Annotated in this window: 19 protein-coding genes; 9 read left to right on the forward strand and 10 right to left on the reverse strand. The window is 70.3% G+C overall.

From position 1 onward, the window contains the following. The first annotated feature begins 1 nt into the window (after position 1). Together NO900_RS16055 and cysS are read left to right on the forward strand one after the other, a co-directional pair. Positions 2 to 1,387: a cryptochrome/photolyase family protein gene (locus NO900_RS16055; protein ID WP_256410037.1), complete on the forward strand. Its 1,386-nt coding sequence runs from the start codon at positions 2 to 4 to the stop codon at positions 1,385 to 1,387. 628 nt (positions 1,388 to 2,015) lie between these two features. Then, a complete protein-coding gene (gene cysS / locus NO900_RS16060; RefSeq protein ID WP_256410038.1) occupies positions 2,016 to 3,515 on the forward strand; it encodes a cysteine--tRNA ligase in 1,500 nt (499 codons plus the stop codon). A gap of 371 nt (positions 3,516 to 3,886) precedes the next feature. On the opposite strand, the gene pheA is transcribed toward cysS, so the two are convergent. From pheA to NO900_RS16080, 4 genes are all read right to left on the reverse strand, one after another. Next, complete coding sequence (gene pheA / locus NO900_RS16065; protein WP_256410039.1) at positions 3,887 to 4,693, reverse strand: prephenate dehydratase; 807 nt, start codon at positions 4,691 to 4,693, stop codon at positions 3,887 to 3,889. 117 nt (positions 4,694 to 4,810) lie between these two features. Beyond that, complete coding sequence (locus tag NO900_RS16070) at positions 4,811 to 5,329, reverse strand: copper resistance protein CopD (RefSeq protein ID WP_256410040.1); 519 nt, start codon at positions 5,327 to 5,329, stop codon at positions 4,811 to 4,813. Positions 5,330 to 5,424: 95 nt separating this feature from the next. Then, a complete protein-coding gene (locus NO900_RS16075) occupies positions 5,425 to 5,784 on the reverse strand; it encodes a hypothetical protein (RefSeq protein ID WP_256410041.1) in 360 nt (119 codons plus the stop codon). 1 nt (position 5,785) lies between these two features. Further along, positions 5,786 to 6,322, reverse strand: coding sequence for a DUF7523 family protein (locus NO900_RS16080; RefSeq protein WP_256410042.1), 537 nt, complete (start codon positions 6,320 to 6,322; stop codon positions 5,786 to 5,788). Between the two features lie 129 nt (positions 6,323 to 6,451). Between NO900_RS16080 and NO900_RS16085 the strand changes: the two genes are divergently transcribed. From NO900_RS16085 to NO900_RS16100, 4 genes are all read left to right on the forward strand, one after another. Further along, positions 6,452 to 7,321, forward strand: a complete 870-nt coding sequence (locus NO900_RS16085; RefSeq protein ID WP_256410043.1) for a CbiX/SirB N-terminal domain-containing protein — start codon at positions 6,452 to 6,454, stop codon at positions 7,319 to 7,321. Between the two features lie 29 nt (positions 7,322 to 7,350). Continuing rightward, the gene (locus NO900_RS16090) at positions 7,351 to 8,565 is read left to right on the forward strand and encodes a DR2241 family protein (protein WP_256410063.1); all 1,215 of its coding nucleotides are present in this window, start codon (positions 7,351 to 7,353) and stop codon (positions 8,563 to 8,565) included. A gap of 88 nt (positions 8,566 to 8,653) precedes the next feature. Beyond that, positions 8,654 to 11,287, forward strand: coding sequence for a DNA topoisomerase I (locus tag NO900_RS16095; RefSeq protein ID WP_256410044.1), 2,634 nt, complete (start codon positions 8,654 to 8,656; stop codon positions 11,285 to 11,287). Positions 11,288 to 11,369: 82 nt separating this feature from the next. Further along, a complete protein-coding gene (locus NO900_RS16100; RefSeq protein WP_256410045.1) occupies positions 11,370 to 12,872 on the forward strand; it encodes a sensor histidine kinase in 1,503 nt (500 codons plus the stop codon). 29 nt (positions 12,873 to 12,901) lie between these two features. Here NO900_RS16100 and NO900_RS16105 read toward each other — a convergent pair whose 3' ends face one another. The 5 genes from NO900_RS16105 to NO900_RS16125 form a co-directional block, all read right to left on the reverse strand. Further along, positions 12,902 to 13,258: a DUF192 domain-containing protein gene (locus tag NO900_RS16105; RefSeq protein WP_256410064.1), complete on the reverse strand. Its 357-nt coding sequence runs from the start codon at positions 13,256 to 13,258 to the stop codon at positions 12,902 to 12,904. A gap of 174 nt (positions 13,259 to 13,432) precedes the next feature. Beyond that, positions 13,433 to 13,687: a glutathione S-transferase N-terminal domain-containing protein gene (locus NO900_RS16110; protein WP_137782601.1), complete on the reverse strand. Its 255-nt coding sequence runs from the start codon at positions 13,685 to 13,687 to the stop codon at positions 13,433 to 13,435. A 95-nt stretch (positions 13,688 to 13,782) separates the two neighbouring features. Then, positions 13,783 to 15,162, reverse strand: coding sequence for an NCS2 family permease (locus tag NO900_RS16115; RefSeq protein WP_256410046.1), 1,380 nt, complete (start codon positions 15,160 to 15,162; stop codon positions 13,783 to 13,785). A gap of 125 nt (positions 15,163 to 15,287) precedes the next feature. Further along, positions 15,288 to 16,001 carry a phosphoribosyltransferase family protein gene (locus NO900_RS16120; protein WP_256410047.1) on the reverse strand — a complete coding sequence of 238 codons (714 nt, stop codon included), beginning with the start codon at positions 15,999 to 16,001 and terminating at the stop codon, positions 15,288 to 15,290. Positions 16,002 to 16,133: 132 nt separating this feature from the next. Continuing rightward, the gene (locus NO900_RS16125) at positions 16,134 to 16,589 is read right to left on the reverse strand and encodes a DUF7529 family protein (protein ID WP_256410048.1); all 456 of its coding nucleotides are present in this window, start codon (positions 16,587 to 16,589) and stop codon (positions 16,134 to 16,136) included. A gap of 184 nt (positions 16,590 to 16,773) precedes the next feature. On the opposite strand from NO900_RS16125, the gene NO900_RS16130 reads away from it, so the two are divergent. Genes NO900_RS16130 through NO900_RS16140 form a run of 3 tightly spaced genes read left to right on the forward strand, consistent with a single transcriptional unit; the run spans position 16,774 to position 20,446 of the window. Then, entirely contained in the window at positions 16,774 to 18,402 is a 1,629-nt protein-coding gene (locus NO900_RS16130) for an ABC transporter substrate-binding protein (protein WP_256410049.1), read from the forward strand. A 30-nt stretch (positions 18,403 to 18,432) separates the two neighbouring features. Continuing rightward, positions 18,433 to 19,425 carry an ABC transporter permease gene (locus NO900_RS16135; RefSeq protein WP_256410050.1) on the forward strand — a complete coding sequence of 331 codons (993 nt, stop codon included), beginning with the start codon at positions 18,433 to 18,435 and terminating at the stop codon, positions 19,423 to 19,425. Between the two features lies 1 nt (position 19,426). Continuing rightward, positions 19,427 to 20,446, forward strand: coding sequence for an ABC transporter permease (locus NO900_RS16140; RefSeq protein ID WP_256410051.1), 1,020 nt, complete (start codon positions 19,427 to 19,429; stop codon positions 20,444 to 20,446). 5 nt (positions 20,447 to 20,451) lie between these two features. Here NO900_RS16140 and NO900_RS16145 read toward each other — a convergent pair whose 3' ends face one another. After that, positions 20,452 to 21,747, reverse strand: coding sequence for a transposase (locus NO900_RS16145; RefSeq protein ID WP_256410052.1), 1,296 nt, complete (start codon positions 21,745 to 21,747; stop codon positions 20,452 to 20,454). Positions 21,748 to 21,937: the final 190 nt, after the last annotated feature.

The raw sequence follows: 21,937 nt of genomic DNA on the forward strand, positions 1-21,937 counted from the left end.
CATGCAGCTGTTCTGGCACCGACGCGACCCGCGGACCAGGGACAACGCCGGGCTCGCGGCCGCCGCGCGGGCGGGGACCGTCGTCCCCGTCTTCGCCTACGACGCCGACCTGTTCGAGACGGTGGGGGCGCGCCAGCGGGCGTTCCTCCTCCGCCACGTGAAGCGGCTGGAGGCGCGCTACCGCGAGCTCGGGAGCGACCTCGTCGTCCGCGCGGGCGACCCCGCGGAGGTCCTCGTCGAGGTCGCCGACGAGCACGACGCCGAGACGGTCTTCTACAACGAGTACTACCGGCCGGCCCGACGCAACCGGCAGCGCGCGGTCGAGGACGCGCTCGCGGGCGCCGGGGTGGGGACGGACGCGCGCACCGACGCCGTGCTCGTCGACCCCGGCCGGCTGGAGGAGCGCTACGCGAACCACAGCCGGTTCCACGACGACTGGGGGACCGTCCCCAAGTCCGGGCCGTATCCGGAGCCCGACCCCGAGTCGCTCGCGGCCGTGCGCGACGGGAAGACGGTCCCCGAACCGGACGCCGACATCGACCTCCCCGCGGCGGGGTACGAGGCCGCCCGCGAGCGGTTCGACGACTTCCTCGACTACGGGATCGCCTCGTACAACGACACCCGCGACGACCTGCGGCGCGCCGTCGAGGCGCCGACGCGCGCGGTCTCGCGCATGTCGCCGTACCTCGCGACCGGCGCGATCGGGATCCGAGAGGTGTGGGCCGGCGCGAGCGACGTCTACGAGGCCGTGACCGGCGGCGAGCGCCGGAACGTCGACAAGTACCGCTACGAGCTGTCGTGGCGCGAGCAGATGTACCACCTGCTCTACTACAACCCCGACCTGGCGGTGTCGAACTACAAGTCGTTCCCGAACGCGATCGCGTGGCGCGACGACGACGCCGACTTCGAGGCGTGGGCGCGCGGCGAGACCGGGTACCCGCTCGTGGACGCCGGGATGCGCCAGCTGAACGCGGAGGGGTACATCCACAACCGCCCGCGGCAGGTCGTCGCGAGCTTCCTCACCAAGCACCTCCTGATCGACTGGCGGCGCGGGGCGCGCTACTTCACGAAGCAGCTGATCGACCACGACTACGCGTCGAACCACGGCGCGTGGCAGTGGACCGCCTCCACCGGCACCGATTCGGTCGACGTGCGCATCTTCGACCCGGTGAGCCAGATGAGCAAGTACGACGACGGCGCCCACTTCGTCAAGGAGTACGTCCCGGAGCTCCGGGACGTGCCCGCCGGGAAGGTCGTCGACTGGCCCACCCTCTCGCGGCGCGAGCGCGAGGAGCTCGCGCCCGACTACCCCCACCCGATCGTCGACCGGAACGAGGGGTACGAGCGCGCCCAGCGCGTCTTCGAGGAGGCGCTCGGGAAGCGGTGAGAGGCGACTATACATACACACAAGAGCAGTCGGCGCGCGCCTCCGAGTGGTCGCCGAAGGCGGCCGCGAGTAGAGAGAGACCTTCGGTCTCTCTGACAGCCGGCGGCTCCGCCGCCGGCGAGAGCGCGTGCGAGGGAGTCGGCCGTCCGGAGCGAAGCGGAGAGCGGCCGACGAGGCTGGGGAGGCGTGAGGTGCTGTGCGCTGCGGTGCGGGGCGGGACTCAAAGGGGCAGCCGCGAGGACGAAGCACGGCGACGGTAGCACCGCAGCGAGCAACGCGAGCGAGGAGCGCACCGAGCCGCGCGAGTCCTCGCGGCTGGGGCTTTGGAGGTGTTCTCTACGTCACCGACAGCAACGACTTATAAGCGAGCGGCTGGGGCTTTGGAGGTGTTCTCTACGTCACCGACAGCAACGACTTATAAGCGAGCGGCTGGGGCTTTGGAGGTGTTCTCTACGTCACCGACAGCAACGGCTTGTAAGCGAGCGGCTGGGGGTTCGGAGGTGCTCGCAGTCGACTCACGATCAGTCCTGGCTAATTATAAACACACAACCGACACGTCCGAGCGTTCATCACCGTCCCCTCGCCCGATCCGACGGTTTAAAACGCTCACCGTAGCAACGACCCGCTAATGAGTCTCGTCGTTACCGACACCCTGGCAGACGAGCGCGTCGAGTTCACGGCCGACGGCGACGTCACGCTGTACGTCTGTGGGCTGACGGTGTCGGACGACCCTCACCTCGGCCACGCCCGGCTGTGGTTCCACGCCGACGTCCTCCACCGGTGGCTGGAGCACCTCGGCCACGACGTGCGCCACGTCGAGAACGTCACCGACGTCAACGAGAAGATCGCGGCCCGCGTCGGCGAGCGCGACGCGTGGGCCGCCGAGCGCGACGTGGCCGAGGCGTTCACGGCCACGACGTTCGACGCGATGCGCGGGCTGAACCTCCTGCGCGCCGAGGTGTACCCCCGCGTCACCGAACACGTCCCCGAGATCCGCGAGCTCGTCGAGACGCTCGTCGAGAAGGGGTACGCCTACGAGTCGAACGGCTCCGTCTACTTCGACGTCACGACGTTCGAGGAGTACGGGAAGCTCTCGAACCAGGACGTCGACGAGCTGGAGGCGCAGGGCGAACCGGACGAGCGGTCGGAGAAGCGCAACCCCGCTGACTTCGCGCTGTGGAAGGCCGGCGGCGTGAGCGAGGCCGCCGCGCGCGAGCACGCGAAGCACGACCACGGCGACTCGGTTCCAGAGGGCGAGACCTGGGAGTCCCCGTGGGGCGAGGGGCGACCGGGGTGGCACGTCGAGTGCTCGGCGATGTCGACGACGCACCTCGGCGACACGCTCGACGTTCACATGGGCGGCCGCGACCTCGTCTTCCCGCACCACGAGAACGAGATTGCCCAGTCGGAGGCGGCCACCGGCGAGACGTTCGCGCGCCACTGGCTCCACGTCGGCCTCTTGGAGATGGCGGGCGAGAAGATGTCCTCTTCGATCGGCAACTTCTGGACCGTCCCGGACGCCCTCGACGAGCTCGGCGTCAACGTGATCCGGACCTTCTACGCGGGCGCCGCCTACCGCTCCGAGCAGGCGCTCACCGAGGAGACGATCGCCGAGGCCGAGGAGCGCTGGGAGCGACTCTCGCGCACCTACGACCGCGCCGTCGACGCGCTCGACTCCACCGACGCCCGCGCGAAGGCCGAAGACGACGAGCTCCGCGAGGCGGTCGCGACCGTCCGCGACGACTTCGTGGCCGCGATGAACGACGACCTGAACCTCCGCGAGGCGACGGCGGCGCTGTTGGACCTGACCGACGCCGTGAACCGACACGTGGACGCGGTCGACGAGGATGACGCGGACGCCGAGGCCGCCTACGACTACCGCGCCCTCCGCGAGGCGGTTGAGGCGTTCGAGGACCTCGCCGGCGACGTGCTCGGCCTCCAGTTCGGGAGCGAGACCAACGGCGACGTGGACCTGGCCGGCGAGCTGGTCGAACTCGTGCTGGACGTGCGCGAGGCCGAGCGCGAGGCCGGCAACTACGAGCGCGCCGACGAGCTCCGGGACGCGCTGCGGGAGGTCGGCGTCAAGATCGAGGACGGCCCGGACGGCGCGACGTACCGGTTCGAGTAGGGCGGGGCTGTCTTCTTTCGAGCCCGTGAGTACCGCACAGGGGACAGTTTCGAAACTCCGGCCGCTCGGCTGTCGGTTCTTGATACCGGAGCCACGGTGAACACCTCCAAAGCCCCAGCCGCGAGGCCACCGTACGCTCGTTGCGCTCCTCGCTCGCTCCGCTCGCTGCGGTGCTTCCGTCGCCTACGGTGGCCTCGCGGCTGCCCCTTTGAGTCCCCACCCCGCCCAGCACGGCACCGCAGCCTCACGCCTCCCCAGCCTCGTCGGTCGTCCTCCGCGTTGCTCCGGACGACCGACTCCCTCGCACGCGCTGTTCGCGCCCTCCGGGCGCTCACAGGCGCGCGCCACCGCACCAGACGGAGAAAGACTCCCTACTCAAGCACGTGCTGCGTGTCGTACGATCCGAGCACTTTGACCCACCCGTTGTCGGCGATGGCCTCGACGTCTCCCACGGCGGCCGCCATGTGGTCCTCGTAGAGGCCGGCGTCGACGTCGAAGTGGAACAGGTAGTCGCCGAGGCGCTCGCCGCTCGGGCGCGACTCGATCCGCGAGAGGTTGAGGTTGCGGTCGGCGAACGCCTCCAGCAGTTCGAGCAGGAGCCCGGGGTAGTTCGCGTTCGGGTAGACGATGAGGGTGGTCTTCCCGCCGGCGTCCGAGCGCGCGGACGTGGGCGCGACGACGAGGAACCGCGTCGCGTTCGAGGTGCGGTCCTGGATGTCCTCCGCGAGGATCGTGAGGTCGTCGCCGGCGTTGTCCGGGTGCCCGATCCCCGCGATCCGGGCGTCCTCGCGGGCGCGCTCGACCCCGCGGGCGGTGGAGGCGACCGCTTCGAGCCCGGCGTTCGGGTACTGCTCCTCCAGCCAGTTGCGGCACTGCGCGAGCGCCTGCGAGTGGCTGGCGACGACCTCGAACTCCGACCCCTGCGCGAGGAGGGCGTGCCGGATCGGAGTGACGACCTCGCGGGTGACGGCGACGTCGAAGTCCGCGAGGGCGTCGAGGCTCTCGGTGACGGAGCCCTCGATGCTGTTCTCGATGGGGACGACTCCCCGCTCGAACTCGCCGGCCGCGACGGCGTCGACGATGGCGGTGACCGACTCGCGGAACGACACCTCGGCGGCGACGGCCCGCGCCGCACGGTGTGAGTACGTGCCGGCGGGACCGAGCGTGACGGCGTTCATCGCCACTACCTATCAGAGCGCGTTAGAAAAACGTGCTGGGTCCCGCCTGGCCGGGCGAGCGATGGAGGCGACGGGAGCGACGGGAGCGGCGGGAGCGACGAAAACTGCGAGGGCGCCTCACGCCGGGACCCCGCCCGCGAGGAGCCCGGCGTCGACGAGCAGCAGGGCCGCGAGCCCGGCGCTCGCGAGCAGGTACGGGCGCGAGAGGGCGGCGAGCCGCGCCGCGGTCGGCTCGTCGCCGCCGAGCGCGTCGACCGGGAATCCCTCGGCCATGTACGTTCCCCAGCCGATATCGGGGTCGACCTCGCGGCGCATCCGGAGGACGCCGAGCTCCACGAGACCGTTCATGACGCCCCACAGCGAGAGCATCGCGAGGACGGCCCATCCCCTCGCGCTCGCCGCGAGGAGGTCGAGCGGCGTGTATAGCCTCCAGATCATGTACGCGCCGGTGACGGGGAGGACGACCCCGGTCCACCGCGTGACCATGAGGAGGCGGTGCGCGGCGTCGACGAAGGCCGCCCGGCCGAGCGTCCCGTCGGCCGCCCGCGGGAGGGTCGCGTAGGCGACGTACAGCGTCGCGCCGGTCCACAGCGCGCCGGAGACCACGTGGAGGACGAAGGCGGTCGTGAGGAGCACGCGAACCGATCCGGGCGCCCGGGAAATAAAGACACGCCGGCGTTCCCGGCACGTAGCGCCGCGACCGACGACGGGGACCGGACGGACCCCGACGACTACGGGAGTCGGAGCGTCCCGACGTACCGGTGCCACCCGTCGACCGTCTCGGCGTACTCGTACGCCTCCGGCGGCTCGATCCCCCAGGCGCGGAGCCCGTCGTCGACGCCGTCGACGTACGTCGCGAGGAACGACCCGCGGTCCCGGAGCGTCGGCGGCGCCCGCGCGTGCTCGGTCTCGAACCGACAGCGCGCCGTCCGGCCGTCGCCGGTCGGGTCGATCCGGAGCCGGAGGTCCGAGCGGAGCCGCTCCCGGACCGGCGGCGGGTCGCCGCGGAGGTGTCCCTCGCCGAACGCGTCGAGCGCCGCGAGCGCCTCGTCCGGGACGTGGTTCACGTCGGAGAGCGGGGCCGCGGACACCTCAGTCGTTCGGCACCGCGGCCAGCGCCCCCTCGACCGTCCGGACCGCGGTCGCGCCGTCGCGCCGCCCCACGACGACGACGAGCGCGTCCCCGGCGACCCCCGCGGCCGCGACGTCGACGTCGACGGCTGCGAGGCGGCGGAGGACGGCCGCGAGCGCCGGGGCGTCGACGTCGCCGGTCCCGAGGACGGCCGTCCGGCGCCCCTCGGGGACGACCGCCGCGCCGCCGACGACGAGGAGGGGGTCGACGTCGGCGTCTCCGGAATCGGGACCGCCCCGTCCCTCGACCACGCCGACGCCGCTCCGCATCGACACGCTCGCCGCGCGCTCGGCGGTCGCGTACGCGGGGAGCTCCTCGCGGAACCGCCGGAGCGCGGCCGCGATCGCGTCCGTGTCGGCGTCGCCGTCGCGGCCGAGGTCGGCCTCGTCGGCGAGCCACGCGGCGGCGGCGCTGTGGTTCAACACGCCGGCGCGGAGCGCGTCGAGGACGAACGGGCGGGCCCGGGCCGCCTCGCGGGCGTCGGCTGCCAGCGACATGGTTCCCCCTGCGGCGCGGGACGCCATGGCGATTTCGGTCGCCGGACGGCGGACCGGCGGCGCCCGACCGGTTTCCCGCGATCCCGGACGTGCCGAAGTCCCTAAGAGCGGCGCGCCCCCAGCGTGGGTATGCAGTCGCTCGTCATCGTCGCACACGGCTCGCACCTCAATCCGGAGTCGAGCGCGCCGACGTACGACCACGCGGACACGATCCGCGCGACCGGCGCGTTCGACGAGGTGCGCACCGGGTTCTGGAAGGAGGAACCGCACTTCCGGGAGGTGCTCCGCACCGTCGAGGGCGACGAGGTCTACGTCGTCCCGCTGTTCGTCTCGGAGGGGTACTTCACCGAGCAGGTGATCCCCCGCGAGCTCCGGCTCGACGGCTGGGACGTCTCGGAGTGGGACTCCGACGGCCTCTCGGCCGACCAGGCCACGCTCGTCGCCGAGGACATCGACCGCGAGGTCCACTACTGCGGGCCGGTGGGGACCCACCGCGCGATGACCGACGTGATCGTCCGGCGCGCGGAGTCGGTCACCGGCGACCCCGACGTGGGCGACGGCTTCGGCCTCGCCGTCGTCGGCCACGGCACCGAGCGCAACGAGAACTCGGCGAAGGCGATCGAGTACCACGCCGACCGGATCCGCGAGCGCGACCGCTTCGACGAGGTGGAGGCGCTGTACATGGACGAGGACCCCGAGGTCGACGACCTCCCGGAGTTCTTCGAGAGCGACGACGTCGTCCTCGTTCCCCTCTTCATCGCCGACGGCTACCACACCCAAGAGGACATCCCGGAGGACGTGGGGCTCTGTGAGGACCACACCGAGGGGTACGACGTGCCGACCGCGGTCGACGGCACCCGGATCTGGTACGCCGGCGCCGTGGGCACGGAGCCCCTGATGGCCGACGTGATCTTGGAGCGCGCGGCCGACGCCGGCGCCGACCTCGGGACCGCGCTCGACGACGTGCGCGAGACCACCCGCGTCGCGGCGGGGGACTGACCGTGGTCGACTCCGCCTCCGACGCGACCGTGAACGAGGCCGCCGCGGCCGACGGCGCCGAGGGAACCGAGCCCGAGGTCCCCGAGATCGACCTCCCCGGCGACGCCTTCGACGCGGTGCTCGACGCGCTCGCCGACCGCGACCCCGACGACCCGCTCCGGTTCGAGGGGTTCGGCGTCGCCCGCGACGCCGGCGCCGACGGCGAGGACGGTGACGACGCCGCGGGCGGGTACCGCCTCGACCCCGCCGACGGCGACCCCCGCACCGGGCTGACGGAGCGCGAGCTCCACGCGGCGCTCGCCGATCGCGCCCCCGCGGTCACGGACTGGTACGCGTTCGAGCGCGTCGTCGGCGAGTTCGGTCCCCGCCGCGCGTTCCTGCGCTGGCTGGAGGACGCCGACGGCGCGACCGTGGCGACGCGGTACGCCGCGCTCGCGGAGGGGATCGAGCGCGCGTGGGGCGAACTGAAGATCACGGCCACGGTGACCGACCGCGGCGAGCGCCGGTACGACGTGCGCCACGCCGACGACGCCGGCGTCCCGGTCGACGAGCTCGACGCCTACGACGACCCGCTCGACGCCCGCGACCTCGTCAAACGCGACGCGAAGGGGCGCTACCGCCCCCTCAAGACCGCGCCGTCGCTCGCGGGCGGGTGGGTCTTCCCCGACCTCGGCCCGCGGGACGCCTACGAGGCGGTCGAGACGATCTACCCCGCGACGGTCGCCAACTGGCACCGCGAGCGCGAGGGCGAGCTCGACGTGAACCACTGGCGCGAGACGATGGCGCGCCAGTCCGGCATCTACGGCGTCGTGAAGACGTGGGACCGCGGTGAGGGGTACGAGCACGTCAACTGGGTCGCGGAGGCCTGCTGCGACGACTCGCAGTGCCTGAAGCGCCGCGAGTGGGAGTACGACGACGACACCGACCTCGACGTCGACGGCGGCGACGGCGCCTTCCCCTGCCGCGAGCCCTGTTCGGTCGTCGTCTCGGCCGCCCGCAAGTGGACGCGTCTGGAGAGCGAGCAGCCCCGGACGTACGAGTTCGAGCTGACGCCGAGCGAGAAGGAGCAGGTCGAAGACATCATCGACGCGGTCGCCGACGGCCGGATCGACGAGATCCGCGAGGCCGACACGAAGGAGGGGGCGAACCGCTACCGGACCCGATTCCTGCGCGCCAAGCTGTTCGACGACGAGGGGAACTTCGCGGGCGTGCCGACCGATCCGGACGAGGACGACGAGGGGTAGCCGCGCCGCGCGTCGACCCTCCCGCATGCGGGCGATCTTAAGTTGTGTCACGAAACCTTTAGACGGGAGAGCGGCCTACCCCGGTGCAATGAGTCGCGGCCCCGAGCTGATAATCACGGAGAAGGACAACGCGGCGCGCCGCATCGCCGACATCCTGAGCGGCGAGTCCGCGACGGCGGAGCGGCAGAACGACGTGAACGTGTATCGGTGGGGCGGCAAGCGCTGCATCGGCCTCTCGGGCCACGTCGTCGGCGTCGACTTCCCGGCCGAGTACAACGACTGGCGCGACGTGGAGCCCGTCGAGCTCATCGACGCGCCGGTCACCAAGGAGCCGACCCAGGAGGGGATCGTCGCCGCGCTGCGCAGGCTCGCGCGCAACGCCTCCCGGGTCGTCATCGCGACCGACTACGACCGCGAGGGCGAGCTGATCGGCAAGGAGGCGTACGAGCTGGTGCGCGAGGTGAACGAGGACGCCCCCATCGACCGGGTCCGCTTCTCCTCGATCACGAAGAACGAGGTGCGGGAGGCGTTCGCGAACCCCGACGAGCTCGACTTCGACCTCGCGGCCGCCGGCGAGGCCCGGCAGGTGATCGACCTCACGTGGGGGGCGGCGCTCACCCGCTTCCTCTCGCTGTCGGCCCGCCAGCTCGGCGACGACTTCATCTCGGTGGGCCGGGTGCAGGGGCCGACGCTCAAGCTCATCGTCGACCGCGAGCGCGAGATCCAGGCGTTCGACCCCGAGTCGTACTGGGAGCTGTACGGGGACCTGACCAAGTCCGGCGGCGACCCCTTCGAGGCGCGCTACTTCTACCTGAACGACGAGGGCAACGAGGCCGAGCGCGTCTGGGACGGCGACGTCGCGGAGGTCCTGACGGAGGCGCTGGCGGCGGCCGACGAGGCGGTCGTCGACGACGTGCGCCGCCGCACCCGCACCGACGACCCGCCGACCCCCTTCAACACCACGGCGTTCATCCGCGCCGCCGGCTCGCTCGGCTACTCCGCCCAGCGCGCCATGTCGCTCGCGGAGGACCTCTACACCGCCGGCTACGTCACGTACCCGCGGACCGACAACACGGTGTACCCCGACGATCTAGAGCCCCGCGAGCTGATCGAGGAGCTCTCGGCCGCCTCGACGTTCGGCGCGGACGCGAAGAGCCTGCTCGACCAAGAGGAGATCGAGCCCACCGAGGGCGACGAGGAGACGACCGACCACCCGCCGATCCACCCGACCGGCGAGCTCCCCTCGGCGTCGGACCTCTCGGAGGACGAGTGGGAGGTGTACGAGCTGATCGTCCGGCGGTTCCTGGCGACCTGCGCCGAGCCGGCGACGTGGGAGCGGCTCCGCGTCGTCGCGCTCGCGAACGGCGAGGCGACCGCGATCGCCGAGCGCGCGGACGGGCTCGCGGCCCTCCGGGACCCGGCGGACGCCGACGGCCCCCCCGACCTCGTCGCCGACGGCGGGCTCCGGCTGAAGGCGAACGGGAAGCGCCTCCTGGAGGCCGGCTATCACGACGTCTACCCGTACCGCTCCAGCGACGAGCGGATCGTCCCGGACGTCGAGGTCGGCGAGACGCTCGCGCTCACCGACCGGCGCACGGACGCGAAGGAGACCCAGCCGCCGCGCCGGTACGGCCAGTCCCGGCTCATCGAGGAGATGGAGAAGCGCGGCGTCGGCACGAAGGCGACCCGCCACCGCACCCTCGAAAAATTGTACGACCGCAACTACGTCGAGAGCGACCCGCCGCGCCCGACCCGGCTCGCGGAGGCGGTCGTCGAGGCCGCCGAGGAGTTCGCGGAGCACATCGTCAGCGAGGAGATGACCGCGCAGTTAGAGCGCGACATGCAGGCGATTGCGGCCGGCGAGAAGGGGTACGACGAGGTGACGGAGGCGTCCCGGGAGCTGCTCGACCGCGTCTTCGACGACCTCACCGAGTCGCGCGAGGCGGTCGGCGACCACCTCCAGAAGTCGCTGAAGGCGGACAAGACGCTCGGTCCCTGCCCCGAGTGTGGGTCGGACCTCCTCGTCCGGAAGTCCCGGCAGGGGTCGTACTTCGTCGGCTGCGACGGCTACCCCGACTGCGAGCACACGCTCCCGCTCCCCTCGACGGGGAAGCCGCTCATCCTCGACGAGAGCTGCGAGGCGCACGACCTCAGGCACGTGAAGATGCTCGCGGGCCGGAAGACGTTTGTCCACGGCTGCCCGCAGTGCAAGGCCGACGAGGCGGACGACCAGGAGGATGAGGTGATCGGGACGTGTCCCGACTGCGGTGAGGGCGCGGCTTCGCCGCGCGACGGAGGCGGTGAAACCGCCGACGCCGGCGGCGAGCTGGCGATCAAGCGCCTCCGCTCCGGCTCCCGGCTCGTCGGCTGCACGCGCTACCCCGACTGCGACTACTCGCTGCCGCTCCCGCGCCGCGGCGAGATCGAGGTCACCGACGAGACCTGCGAGGAACACGACCTCCCGCACCTCCGGGTCCACTCCGGCGACGAGCCGTGGGAGCTCGGCTGTCCGATCTGCAACTACCGGGAGTTCACGGCCCGCCAGGAGGGCTCCGAGCTCCAGACCGTCGAGGGCATCGGCGAGAAGACGGCCGAGAAGCTCCGGAACGTCGGCGTCGACGGCGTCGACGACCTCAAGTCCGCGGACCCGGACGACCTCGCGGCCGACGTCGACGGCGTCGGCGCCGACACCGTCCGGAACTGGCAGGCGAAGGCGGACTGAGCGGCGCTCCCCCCTCTTCTCCTCGCCCTCGACCGCTCCACCCACAGAGACATAAACGCGGGACGCGTCAGTCCGATTACGTATGGGTCGCGATCGCGAGGCCGACGGCGACGCGGACGGGGGCCTCTCGGCGGGCGAGGGGAGCGACGCGACCGGCGAGCGCCGGCCGGACGCGTCCGTCGGCGATGCGGCCCCGCCCGTCCTCCGCTCGTTCATCGACGCGATTCCCACCCCGACGCTCGCGTGCGACCCGGACACCCGCGCGATCCGCGCGGCCAACGCCCCGGCCGCCGACCTGCTCGACCGCGACCGCGGGGCGCTGACGCTGACGGGGCTCGACGACCTCGGCGAGGCGGAGCGGACCGTCGCCGGCGAGCCGATCGGGAAGGCGGTCGCCGACGCGCGCGACGCCGGCGGCGTCGCTCGGTTCGAGTGGACCGTCTCCGACGCCCCGCTCTGGCGCCTCGAACTCGCGGTCCGCGCGGCGACGATCGCCGACCGGGAGTGGCTGATCGTCGGCCTGACCGACGTCACCGACCGAGTCTCCGCCGAGCGGCGGCTCCGCTCGCAGCTCCGGGTCACCGACGCGATCGCCGCGACGGTCCCGGCCGCCCTGTTCGAGTGCACCGCGCGCGGCACCCTCTCGCGGTGGAACGACCGGCTCGCCGCGGACGTCGGCTACGGGGGCGAGGCGCTGTCGGCCACCGCGCTGCCGTCGCTGTTCGACGAGGAGACCCGCGACGCCGTCGCCGACGCGCTCCGGTCCGTCTACGGCGACGGGGCGGGCGCGGAGTGCGAGGCGACGCTCGTCACGCGCTCGGGCGAGCGCGTCCCGTACCGCCTCTCGCTCGGACCGGTCACCGACGGCGACGAGGTCGTCGGCGCGGTCGGGGTCGGCGAGGACCTCACCGAGGCGTCGGTCCGCGAGGAGCGGCTCGCCGTCCTCACGCGGGTGCTCCGCCACAACTTCCGGAACGACCTCAACGTCGTCACGGGGTTCACGGAGCGGGCGATCGCCGAGGTCGACGACCCGGAGCTCGCCGCCGAGCTGGAGCGCGTCGTCGACACCGCGGAGCGGCTGTTACGCGTCGGCGAGACCTCGCGACGGGTCGAGCGGCTGCTCGCGGACCGCCCGGCCCCGCGGCCGACCGACCTCGCCGACGCGGTCGAGGAGGCGATCGCCATGCTCCCGCCGGCGCTCCGCGAGCGCGCCGACGTCGAGGTCGACGTTCCGACCGGGATCACGGTGTCGGCCGTGGGCTACCTCGCCGAGGCGATCGCGGAGCTCGTCGACAACGCGATCCGACACGGCGACGCGGCGCGTCCCTCGGTGAGCGTCACGGCCGCCGAGCTCCCCAGCGAGTCGTGGGCGTCGCTGGTCGTCGCCGACGACGGCCCGGGGATCCCGCCCGCCGAGCGCGCGGTGCTCACCGGCGAGGAGACCCCGCTGGAACACGCCAGCGGGCTGGGGCTCTGGTACGTCAACTGGATCGTCACCGCCGGCGGCGGGAGCTTCGACATCGGCGAGACCAAGACCGGCGGCACGCGGATCGAGATCGAGCTCCGCACGCCGGACGGGGAGTAGGACCGACCCGTCTCCGACCGACGCCCCGATCAGTCGACGAGCCGGACCTCGTCGCCGACGGCGACCCCGTCGGCCGCGCCCGCCGGGAGCTCGACGACCGCGTCGGCCCGGCCCCGACCCAGCCCGACGAACGGGGCGAGCCGCTTCCGCTCGGTCACCTCGCCGTCGACGAGCCACAGCGCGTCTATCGCGAACGGGACGAACAGCATGTGGAGCCACCGCGCGTCGACCCCGTCGAACGGGAACACGAGCGCGTAGCCCTCGGGAACGGAGCGTCTGAACATCAGCCCGCGGGCCTGCCGGAGCGTCGACCGGGCGACCTCGACGTCGCTCGCGAGGACGGTCGGGTCGCCGTCGTCGACTGCGGAGTCGCCGTCGCCGGTCACGGCGTCACCGGCGGTCGCGGCGTCGTCGGACCGACCGCTGCGGTGGACGAGTCGCACGCTCCGCACGTGGCGGGCGTCGGATAAATAGCCTCGCTATCGACCGGGGCCGCGGACCGCCGCCCGAGAGACGGTCGTCGTCGCCGGCGCGCCCCGGTCGAGGAGTGCCCCGCCGCCTCAGCTCGCGCTCCCGTACGTCTCCTCGAGGTACTCGACGATGTCGTCGCTCTCGGGCATCCCCTCGACCCCGTTCGCCTCGTCGACGAGGACGGGCACGCCGGTCTGCCCGCTGACCTCCTCCACCTCGGTGCGCTCGGAGTGCGAGCGCGGCACCATCACCGACTCGTACTCTAAGTCGAGGTCGGCCAGCTTCGTCTTCACCTTCGCGCAGTACGGGCAGCCCTCCAGTTCGTAGAGCGTCAGGTTTGCCATCACGCTCCCTACGGCGTAGACGCGTAAAGAAGTACGGTGGACGGTGCGCGCGCCGCGCACGGGCGGCGGTCCGGTCCGCCGCCGCGCCGTCCGTGCTACAGGATGTAGCCGGCGGTCGAGAGCACGTAGTAGGCCGCGAGCAGCGCCGCGATGACGTACTGCCCGAGGGCGACGTCGTCGGCCTCGCCGATCGCGACCTTGATCAGCGGGAACGCGACGATGCCGGCCGCGAGCCCGTCGGCGATGGAGTAGGCGAACGGCATCACGGTGACCGTGAGCCCGGCGGAGACGGCCCACGCCGGGTCGGTCCAGTCGACCTCGACGAGCCCCTGGAGCATCATCACGCCGACGACGATCAGCGCGATGAAGGAGGCGTACGCCGGGATCGCGGCGACGACGGGGATCGCGGCGAGCGACAGCAGGAAGAGGACCCCGACGACCAGCGCGGTCAGCCCGGTGCGGCCGCCCTCCTCGACGCCGGTCGACGACTCGATGTACGTCGTCACCGTCGAGGTGCCAAGCACCGCGCCGAACGTGGTCCCGACCGCGTCGGCCATCAGCGGCCGGTCCATGTCGGGGAGGTCGCCGTCGTCGTCGAGGAAGTCGCCGAACTGCGAGACGCCGATGAGCGTCCCGGCGGTGTCGAAGAAGTCGACGAAGAAGAACGTGAACACGACCAGGACGAACGTGAGCGGGTCGATCCCCGAGAGCCCGTCGACGAACGCGCCCGCCAGCGGCGTGATGTCGTACTGCGCGGCGGGGAGCGACTCGGGCGTGACCGTCCCGCGGGCGAACACGCCGCCGAGCGTGAGCGCCCACCCCGCGAGCGCGGTGGTGAGGACGCCGACGATGATCGCTCCCGTCACGTTCCGCGCCCACAGCACGAACGTGAACACGAGGCCGAGCACGCCGAGGATCGCCCACGGGTTCGCGAAGACGTTCCCGAGTGCGACGAGCGTCGCGTCGTCGTTGACGACGACCTGTAGCTCCTGGAGGCCGATGAACAGCAGGAAGAGTCCGATCCCGGCCCCGACCGACCGCTTGACCGGCTCGGGGAACAGCCGGATGACGTACTCGCGGGCGCCGATCGCGGTGAGCAGCATGAAGAGCACGCCCTCGACGAAGACGGCGGCCAGCGCCGTCTGCCACCGGACGCCGAGGCCCAACACGACGGTGAACGCGAAGAAGGCGTTGAGGCCGAGCCCGGGCGCGAGCCCGAACGGCCGGTTGGCGTAAAAGGCCATCACCAGCGTCGCCACCGCCGAGGAGAGCACCGTGGCGATGGCGATCATCTGGATCACCTCCCCCTGGCTGTACCCCTCTATCCGGATCGCGTTCGAGAGGATCGTGGGGTTGACCACGATGATGTACGACATCGCCAGAAACGTCGTGACCCCGGCGACCAGCTCCGTCCGGACGTCCGACCCGTGCGACTCGACGTCGAACCGCGCCGCCAGCGCGTCTGAAAGGCCCATGTACGGACATGGCTCGTCAGTATCTCCACATAAGCCTTGCTGAACGAAATCGGGATGTATCCACGTATATGCGTATTTTCATCGGTTTCTCCCCCGACGAACCGAAAAATACTGGTCGAACGTGCCTACTCGAACGTCGTCAGCGCGCCGACCGGGGCGTCGGTGATCGCCCTCGCGCGCTCCATCCCCTCGTCGCCGACGGCGATGAGGGTGAACACCCCGGTGACGTCGGCCTCGGCCTGGAGGGCGATGTCAAGGAGGAGCTCCTGGGTCTCGCCTGACCGGATCAGGTCGTCGACGACGAGGACGGTGTCGCCGGCGTCGACCGCGCTGGCGGGGAGGTAGTAGGTGAGCTCGATGCCGGAGGCAAGCCGCTGGCGCGACTCGATGAACTCCTCGACGGCGGTCTCCTTCGACTTCTTGGCGTACGCGAGGCGCGCGTCGAAGAAGGAGGCCATCGCCGCGCCCAGGGTGATCCCGTCGGTGGCGGCGGTGAGGACGACGTCGGGCGACTCGAACGCGAACGTCTCCGCGGCGACCGGCGCGACGAGGTCGAGGAACGACTGGTCGAAGACGACGCCGGAGTTGTCGACGTACCCCTCGTCGTCGAACTCGACGCGGGCGATCAGCTCGTCGGCGAGCGCGTCGCGGCCGACCGCCTCGACGACCTCGCTCGCCCGGTCGGCGCCGGGGAGCACGTGGCCGTTCACGTACCGGTTCAGGTCGCCCGACGGGAGCCCGGTCACCGCGGAGAGCTCCTCGTACGTGCGCGTCTCCTTCAGCATCCGCAACACGGCGACCGCCTGCAGCTGGAGGGCCGCCTTCTCTGCGCGGTTCATGGGAATGATCGCGATCGCACAAGTATGAATACGTCGAAGTCGATCGCGGTATCGATACCCACGTGCGTGCGTCGCACGACCGCGGATCCGGACGCCGGGCGGCGCCCCTCGACGCCGACCTCCGCGCCCGTCTCACTCCGCCGGCGCGTCGAAGAACGCCGCGGGATCGTCGATCGCGATCTCGACGCGGTCGCGGTCGTCGAGCGGTCGCAGCCGGACGGTGAGCGACCCGGACGCCTCGGCGGCCGCGCGCAGCGAGGCGAGGTCGTCGTCCCCGAGATACGTGGGCACGCACAGCGCCACCTCCGCCGCGTCGTCGGTGGCGACCACCAGGCGGTACGCGACGCCGCCCGCGGCGCCGGCGTACACGTCGACGCCGTCGACGGCCGCCTCGTCGACCGCCTCCAGCGCCGCGTCGAACTCCGACCCGGGCAAGAGCACGTCGATCCGGGCGGCGTCGGCGACGGGGTTCACCTGCCCCGGGTGGCCCGCGACCGCGGTCCAGCCGCGCTCTCGGTACGCCGCCGCCGTCGACTCCGCGTCCGCCTCGACCGCTCCCCACCGCGGTCCGAGATCGGGTGCGTCCATGTCGCCCCGCTACCGCCGGCGCCCCTACATAGGCGTCGGTTTCCGCTCGCGTCGGGGTTTCGTGCCACGGCGTCGCACGACAGGGATTCGCGACGCCGTTCTGTCGCCGGATCGCCGGCAGGCGGGGCCGACAGCCCCTGTGTCGGCCGGTAGGTTCATAACGTTCTGCTGTCTGGGATCGGCTATGCCGACTGACAGCGACGAACACGTCGACAGGCGGACGGTGCTCAAGTACGCCGGGACGGCCGGCGCGGTCGGGATCGCGGGTTGCACGGGCGACGACGGCGACGGGTCGGACGGCTCCGACGGCGGCGACGGCACGGACGGCGGGGACGGTTCCGACGGCGAGGACGGCTCCGACGGGGGCGACGACGCGTTCGAGCTCGGCGTCACCATGGGGCAGATGGACTCCGGGCTCGACCCGCAGGACCACGCCGAGACGAACACCGAGATCATCACCGGGCAGCTGTACGAGGGCCTGCTCGACCGCGACAAGGAGGGCGGCATCATCGCCGGCCTCGCCGACGAGTGGGAGCGCACCGACGACGGCAGCGTCCGATTCACCCTGCGCGACGGCGTCACGTTCCACAACGGCGACGAGCTGACCGCGGAGGACGTCCGGTTCAGCATCCGCCGAATCGTCTTCAACGACGTCGGCATCGCCAGTCCGCAGACGAACGACCTCGGCCCGGTCTCGGAGGTCACGACCGGCGACGGGGAGGTGACGGTCTCCTTCGAGGGGTACAACCCGATCGCGTTCCAGCTGTTCGCGACGAACGGCGACGTCATGCAGCGGTCGTGGGTCGAGGAGCACGGCGGCGACTACATCAACCGGAACGCCAACGGAACGGGACCGTTCCGCCTCACCGAGTACGACTCCGGCAACGAGGTCGTCTACGGGCCGAACGAGGAGTACTGGGACGGCGCGCCCGCGGTCGACGAGCTCAGCATGACCGCCTCCAGCGAGTCGAGCACGCGGGTCAACCAGCTGCTCGCCGAGGAGACGGACATCGTGACGAACGTCCCGCCGAACGAGGTGTCGCGGGTGAACGGCTCCGACGTGGCGACGATCAACTCCGTGCCGAGCGCGCGGATCATCTTCCTCCAGATGCGCTACGACGTGGAGCCGTTCTCCAGCCGGCAGTTCCGGCAGGCGATGAACCACGCGGTCGACGTCGAGAGCATCATCGAGAACGTGCTCAACGGCTTCGGGAACCTCACCGCACAGCCGACCCTCGAAGGCCACGTGGGGTACAACCCCGACATCGATCCGTACCCGTACGACCCCGACGAGGCCGAGCGGCTCGTCGAGGAGTCCGGCCACGCCGGCGTGGAGATCACGCTTCAGACGCCGATCGGGCGCTACCTCCGCGACGTCGAGATCGCGCAGGCGGCGGCCAACCAGATCGACTCGCTGTCGAACGTCTCCTGTGAGCTACAGCAGCGCGAGTTCTCCTCGCTCGTCCAGGACGTCACCGCGCCGAACATCGAGGACCGCCCGCACTTCACCCTCCTCGGGTGGGGGAACGCCGAGTTCGACGGCAGCCAGACCCTGACGCCGTTGCTCTCCTCCGAGGGCGCGCTCACGATCTTGGAAAACGACGAGCTCGACGGGCTCCTCGACGAGGCGGAGTCGACTCAGGACCCCGACGAGCGGGCCGACATCCTTCAGGAGGCGAACCAGCTCGCACACGACCTCGCGCCGTGGGTGTTCATGCACCAGCAGTTCAGCGTCTACGGCGTCTCCAACGAGATATCGTGGGAGCCGCGGGCCGACGAGTTCATCGACCCGGACACGGCCACCCGACAGTAAGGCGACCGCCACCTCTCCACACCGCTATTCATGTCACTCGGCAGATTCGCACTCAAAAGAAGCCTCCAGGGGGTCGGCGTCGTCTGGGGCGTCGTCACCGTCGTGTTCGCGCTCCGGTTCGTCACGCCCGGCAGCCCGATCAACGCGGTCGCCCCGCTCGACGCGTCACAGGAGACCCGACAGGCGATCGCGGCGGAGCTGGGGCTCGACCAGCCGCTGTACGTCCAGTACGGGCGGTACGTCTTCGAGCTGCTTCAGGGCGACATGGGGCGGTCGTACATCCGCGGCCAGGAGGTCACGACGCTCGTGTTCGAGCGGCTCCCGGCCACCGTCGAGCTCGCCGTCGCCGCGAGCGTCGTCGCCGTCGTGCTCGCCGTTCCGCTGGGCGTGATCAGCGCGACCCGGCGCAACGAGCCGGTCGACTACGGCGCGACGCTGCTGTCGCTCGGCGGCATCTCGACCCCGAACTTCTGGCTCGGGATCATGCTCATCCTCGTCTTCGCCGTGGAGTTCAACATTTTCAACACCAGCGGTCGCGGGGTCGCCGTCGGCGACGTCGCGCTGTCGCTCGTCACCGCCGAGCCGTTCGTCGGGACGCTGCTGACGTGGCTCGCGTACATCACGCTGCCCGCGATCGCCCTCGGCACCTACTTCATGGCGCTCATCACCCGGCTGACGCGGTCGGGGATGTTGGACGAGCTGAGCAAGGGGTACGTCCGGGCCGCGCGGGCCAAGGGGCTCCCCCGGACCCTGATCCGGTACAAACACGCGCTCCGGAACACGCTGATCCCGGTGATCACCGTCCTCGGGCTCCAGCTCGGGACGCTGATCGGCGGCGCCGTCATCACGGAGGCGGTGTTCTCGTGGCCCGGGCTCGGCACGCTCGTCATCGACAGTATCAACCAGCGCGACTGGCCGGCGCTCCAGGGCAGCCTGATCGTCATCGGGACGAGCTTCGTCCTCGTCAACATCCTCGTCGACGTGGTGTACGCCTACCTCGACCCCGAGGTGGTGACCGACTAACATGGTCTCTTCACGTGTCATACGCAATCTCAAGAAGGAGTTCAGGGGCAGCGGGCTCGCGAAGCTCGGGCTGGCGCTGGTGGCGGTCATCCTGTTGACCGCCGTGTTCGCCCCCTTTATCGCGCCGCACAACCCGACCGAACAGCAGCTCGACCAGAGCGAGCTCCCGCCGATCGGCTTCTCGCAGACGGAAGAGCGGACCACCTCGCAGATGGTCGACGGCGAGATCCAGACGGTCACCGAGGAGGTCGAGATCACCGCCGACCCCGACCACGTGTTCGGCACCGACGGGCTCGGCCGCGACATGTTCTCGCGGGTGGTGTACGGCGCCCGCACGTCGCTCGTCGTCGGCGTCCTCGGCACGCTGCTCGCGGCGTCGATCGGCGTGCCGGTCGGCCTGCTCGCCGGCTACCACGGCGGGCGCGTCGACGACACCCTGATGCGGATCGCGGACGTCAGCCTCGCGTTCCCCTCGCTCGTGTTGGCGGTGGCGCTGATCGGGCTCTGGGGCCGCGCGGCGGTGGCGGTCCCCGACCCGTTCGTCGCCGCCGGGCTCGCGCCGGAGATGCCCGAGAGCTTCGTGTTGCCGATAACGGTGGTGATCGTCGTCGGCCTCGTCAACTGGGTGTGGTTCGCTCGGGTCGCCCGGGGGGAAGCCCTCTCGCTGCGCAGCCAGGAGTACGTGAAGGCGTCGCGCGCGCTCGGCGCCGACGACAACGCGATCATCCTCCGGCACGTCCTGCCGAACGCGATCACCCCGATCATCGTCCTCGGCACCGTGCAGGTGGCGGCGATCATCCTGTTAGAGAGCTCCCTGTCGTTCCTCGGCTTCTCCGGGACGACGCTCTCGTGGGGGTTCGACATCGCGCAGGGGCGCGACTACGTCTCCTCCGGCCAGTGGTGGATCGCCTCGATCCCCGGGCTCGCGATCATGCTGTCCGTGATCGGGATCAACCTGCTCGGCGACTGGCTGCGTGACGCCTTGGACCCCGGCATCGAGGGCGAAGGGGGTGCGGCGTGACATCCTCACCCGCCGTGAGCGGCGGGGCTTCCTACAGTGGAAGGCTCGCTACGCGAGGAGGTTTCGGAACTGTACGCCGAGAGGGTCATTTGTCGGGGGTGTCGACTCGCCGCCCGGTGTTCCATGGTGGTGTCACAGCCACTCCCGTCCCCTGGCGAGTCATCGCCTGCCGGTTTCCAAGCCAGGCTCTCTCCCCACGGGTTGAGGCGACCGGCAATGTTGGCCGCCGCGTTGATATCTGCTTGATACTCAGTCACCCAACACTCGTCGTTCGTACATCGGAACGCCGCCTGCGACGACCGCGAGCCGAGATGACCACAGGCATGGCACGTTTGGCTCGTGTATGCCGGGCGCACTTTTTGTACCGGGATGCCCGCGTCGAGAGCTTTATCCTCGATACGGCCGGTGAGACGGGCAAACGCCCAGTTGTGGAGCCGCCGGTTCATCCACGCCCCATAGTCGAGATCCTCGCGGATATCGGTCAGGTCTTCGAGAACAATAACTGGGTTCTCAAAAGACCGGGCGTACTCGACGGCTTCGCGGGAGGCCTTCTCAACGATATCTGTCAGGGCGTTTTGGTAGTGGCCAAATCGGTCATCTATCCGCCACTCGGCGGCGTCACGCTCTTGGAGACGACGGAGAGTTGTGAACATCTCTTTGCGGAGGTGTCGCGCTCGACCACCATCGTAAATGTATGGTTGGGTTGGGGTACCACTATCCGTCAGGGCACAGCCCGTCAGGAGCTTGGATTCACCGATGTCAAAACCAACTGGCGTCGGATCGTCCGGCTCTGTCGGTTCTGCGACTTCGTACTCGACGGTGACGTGGAGCACCCAGCTGGTGGGACGGTCTTGCAGTCGGAACTCGCCGACTGTCAGGTTGCCGTCGAACAGGTCGTCCCACAGTTCCCGCTGAGCGGGGTTGATGCGGAGCGGAATCCAGAAAGCGTTGCCACGGCCGGCCTGCGGAACGCGCCAGCAGAACCCGTGCTCTCGCTCTTCAGAGTGATCGATCTTGAATCCCCGATTCGTGAAACGAATCGGGTGGTCTTCGTCCAATTCCTCGGCGTTATACGTGTTCAAAAGTTCCGGGACGTAATTTTTCAGCGCGTCTTTCGCATAAGACGTAAGAGTATATCTGGTGACAATATTATTAACAGCCGATTGCGTATCCGCCCCGCTCTCGAACGACCGAAAAAGAGCACGACGATACGTCGCCACAGTACGCTGAAGCCGACGCTCTTTGTGCGCCGTCGGCGGCGCGAGTGTGGCTTCAAGTGTTTTCGTGACCGTAGCGGTCATCCAACAATACCACATACCCTCCGAAGGTTCATAAGAATATATAATACAATCTTCATGAATATCAAAAAACATCCATCTCAAGATCGAGGAAGACCAGTACGAGGCATTAAGTGGGTTCAAAAACCGACACGGTTACTCGTGGAAGATTCTTCACCTCAAGGACTACCGTACACTCGACACCAACGAGAGG

It is taken from the genome of Halorubrum rutilum, assembly GCF_024494565.1.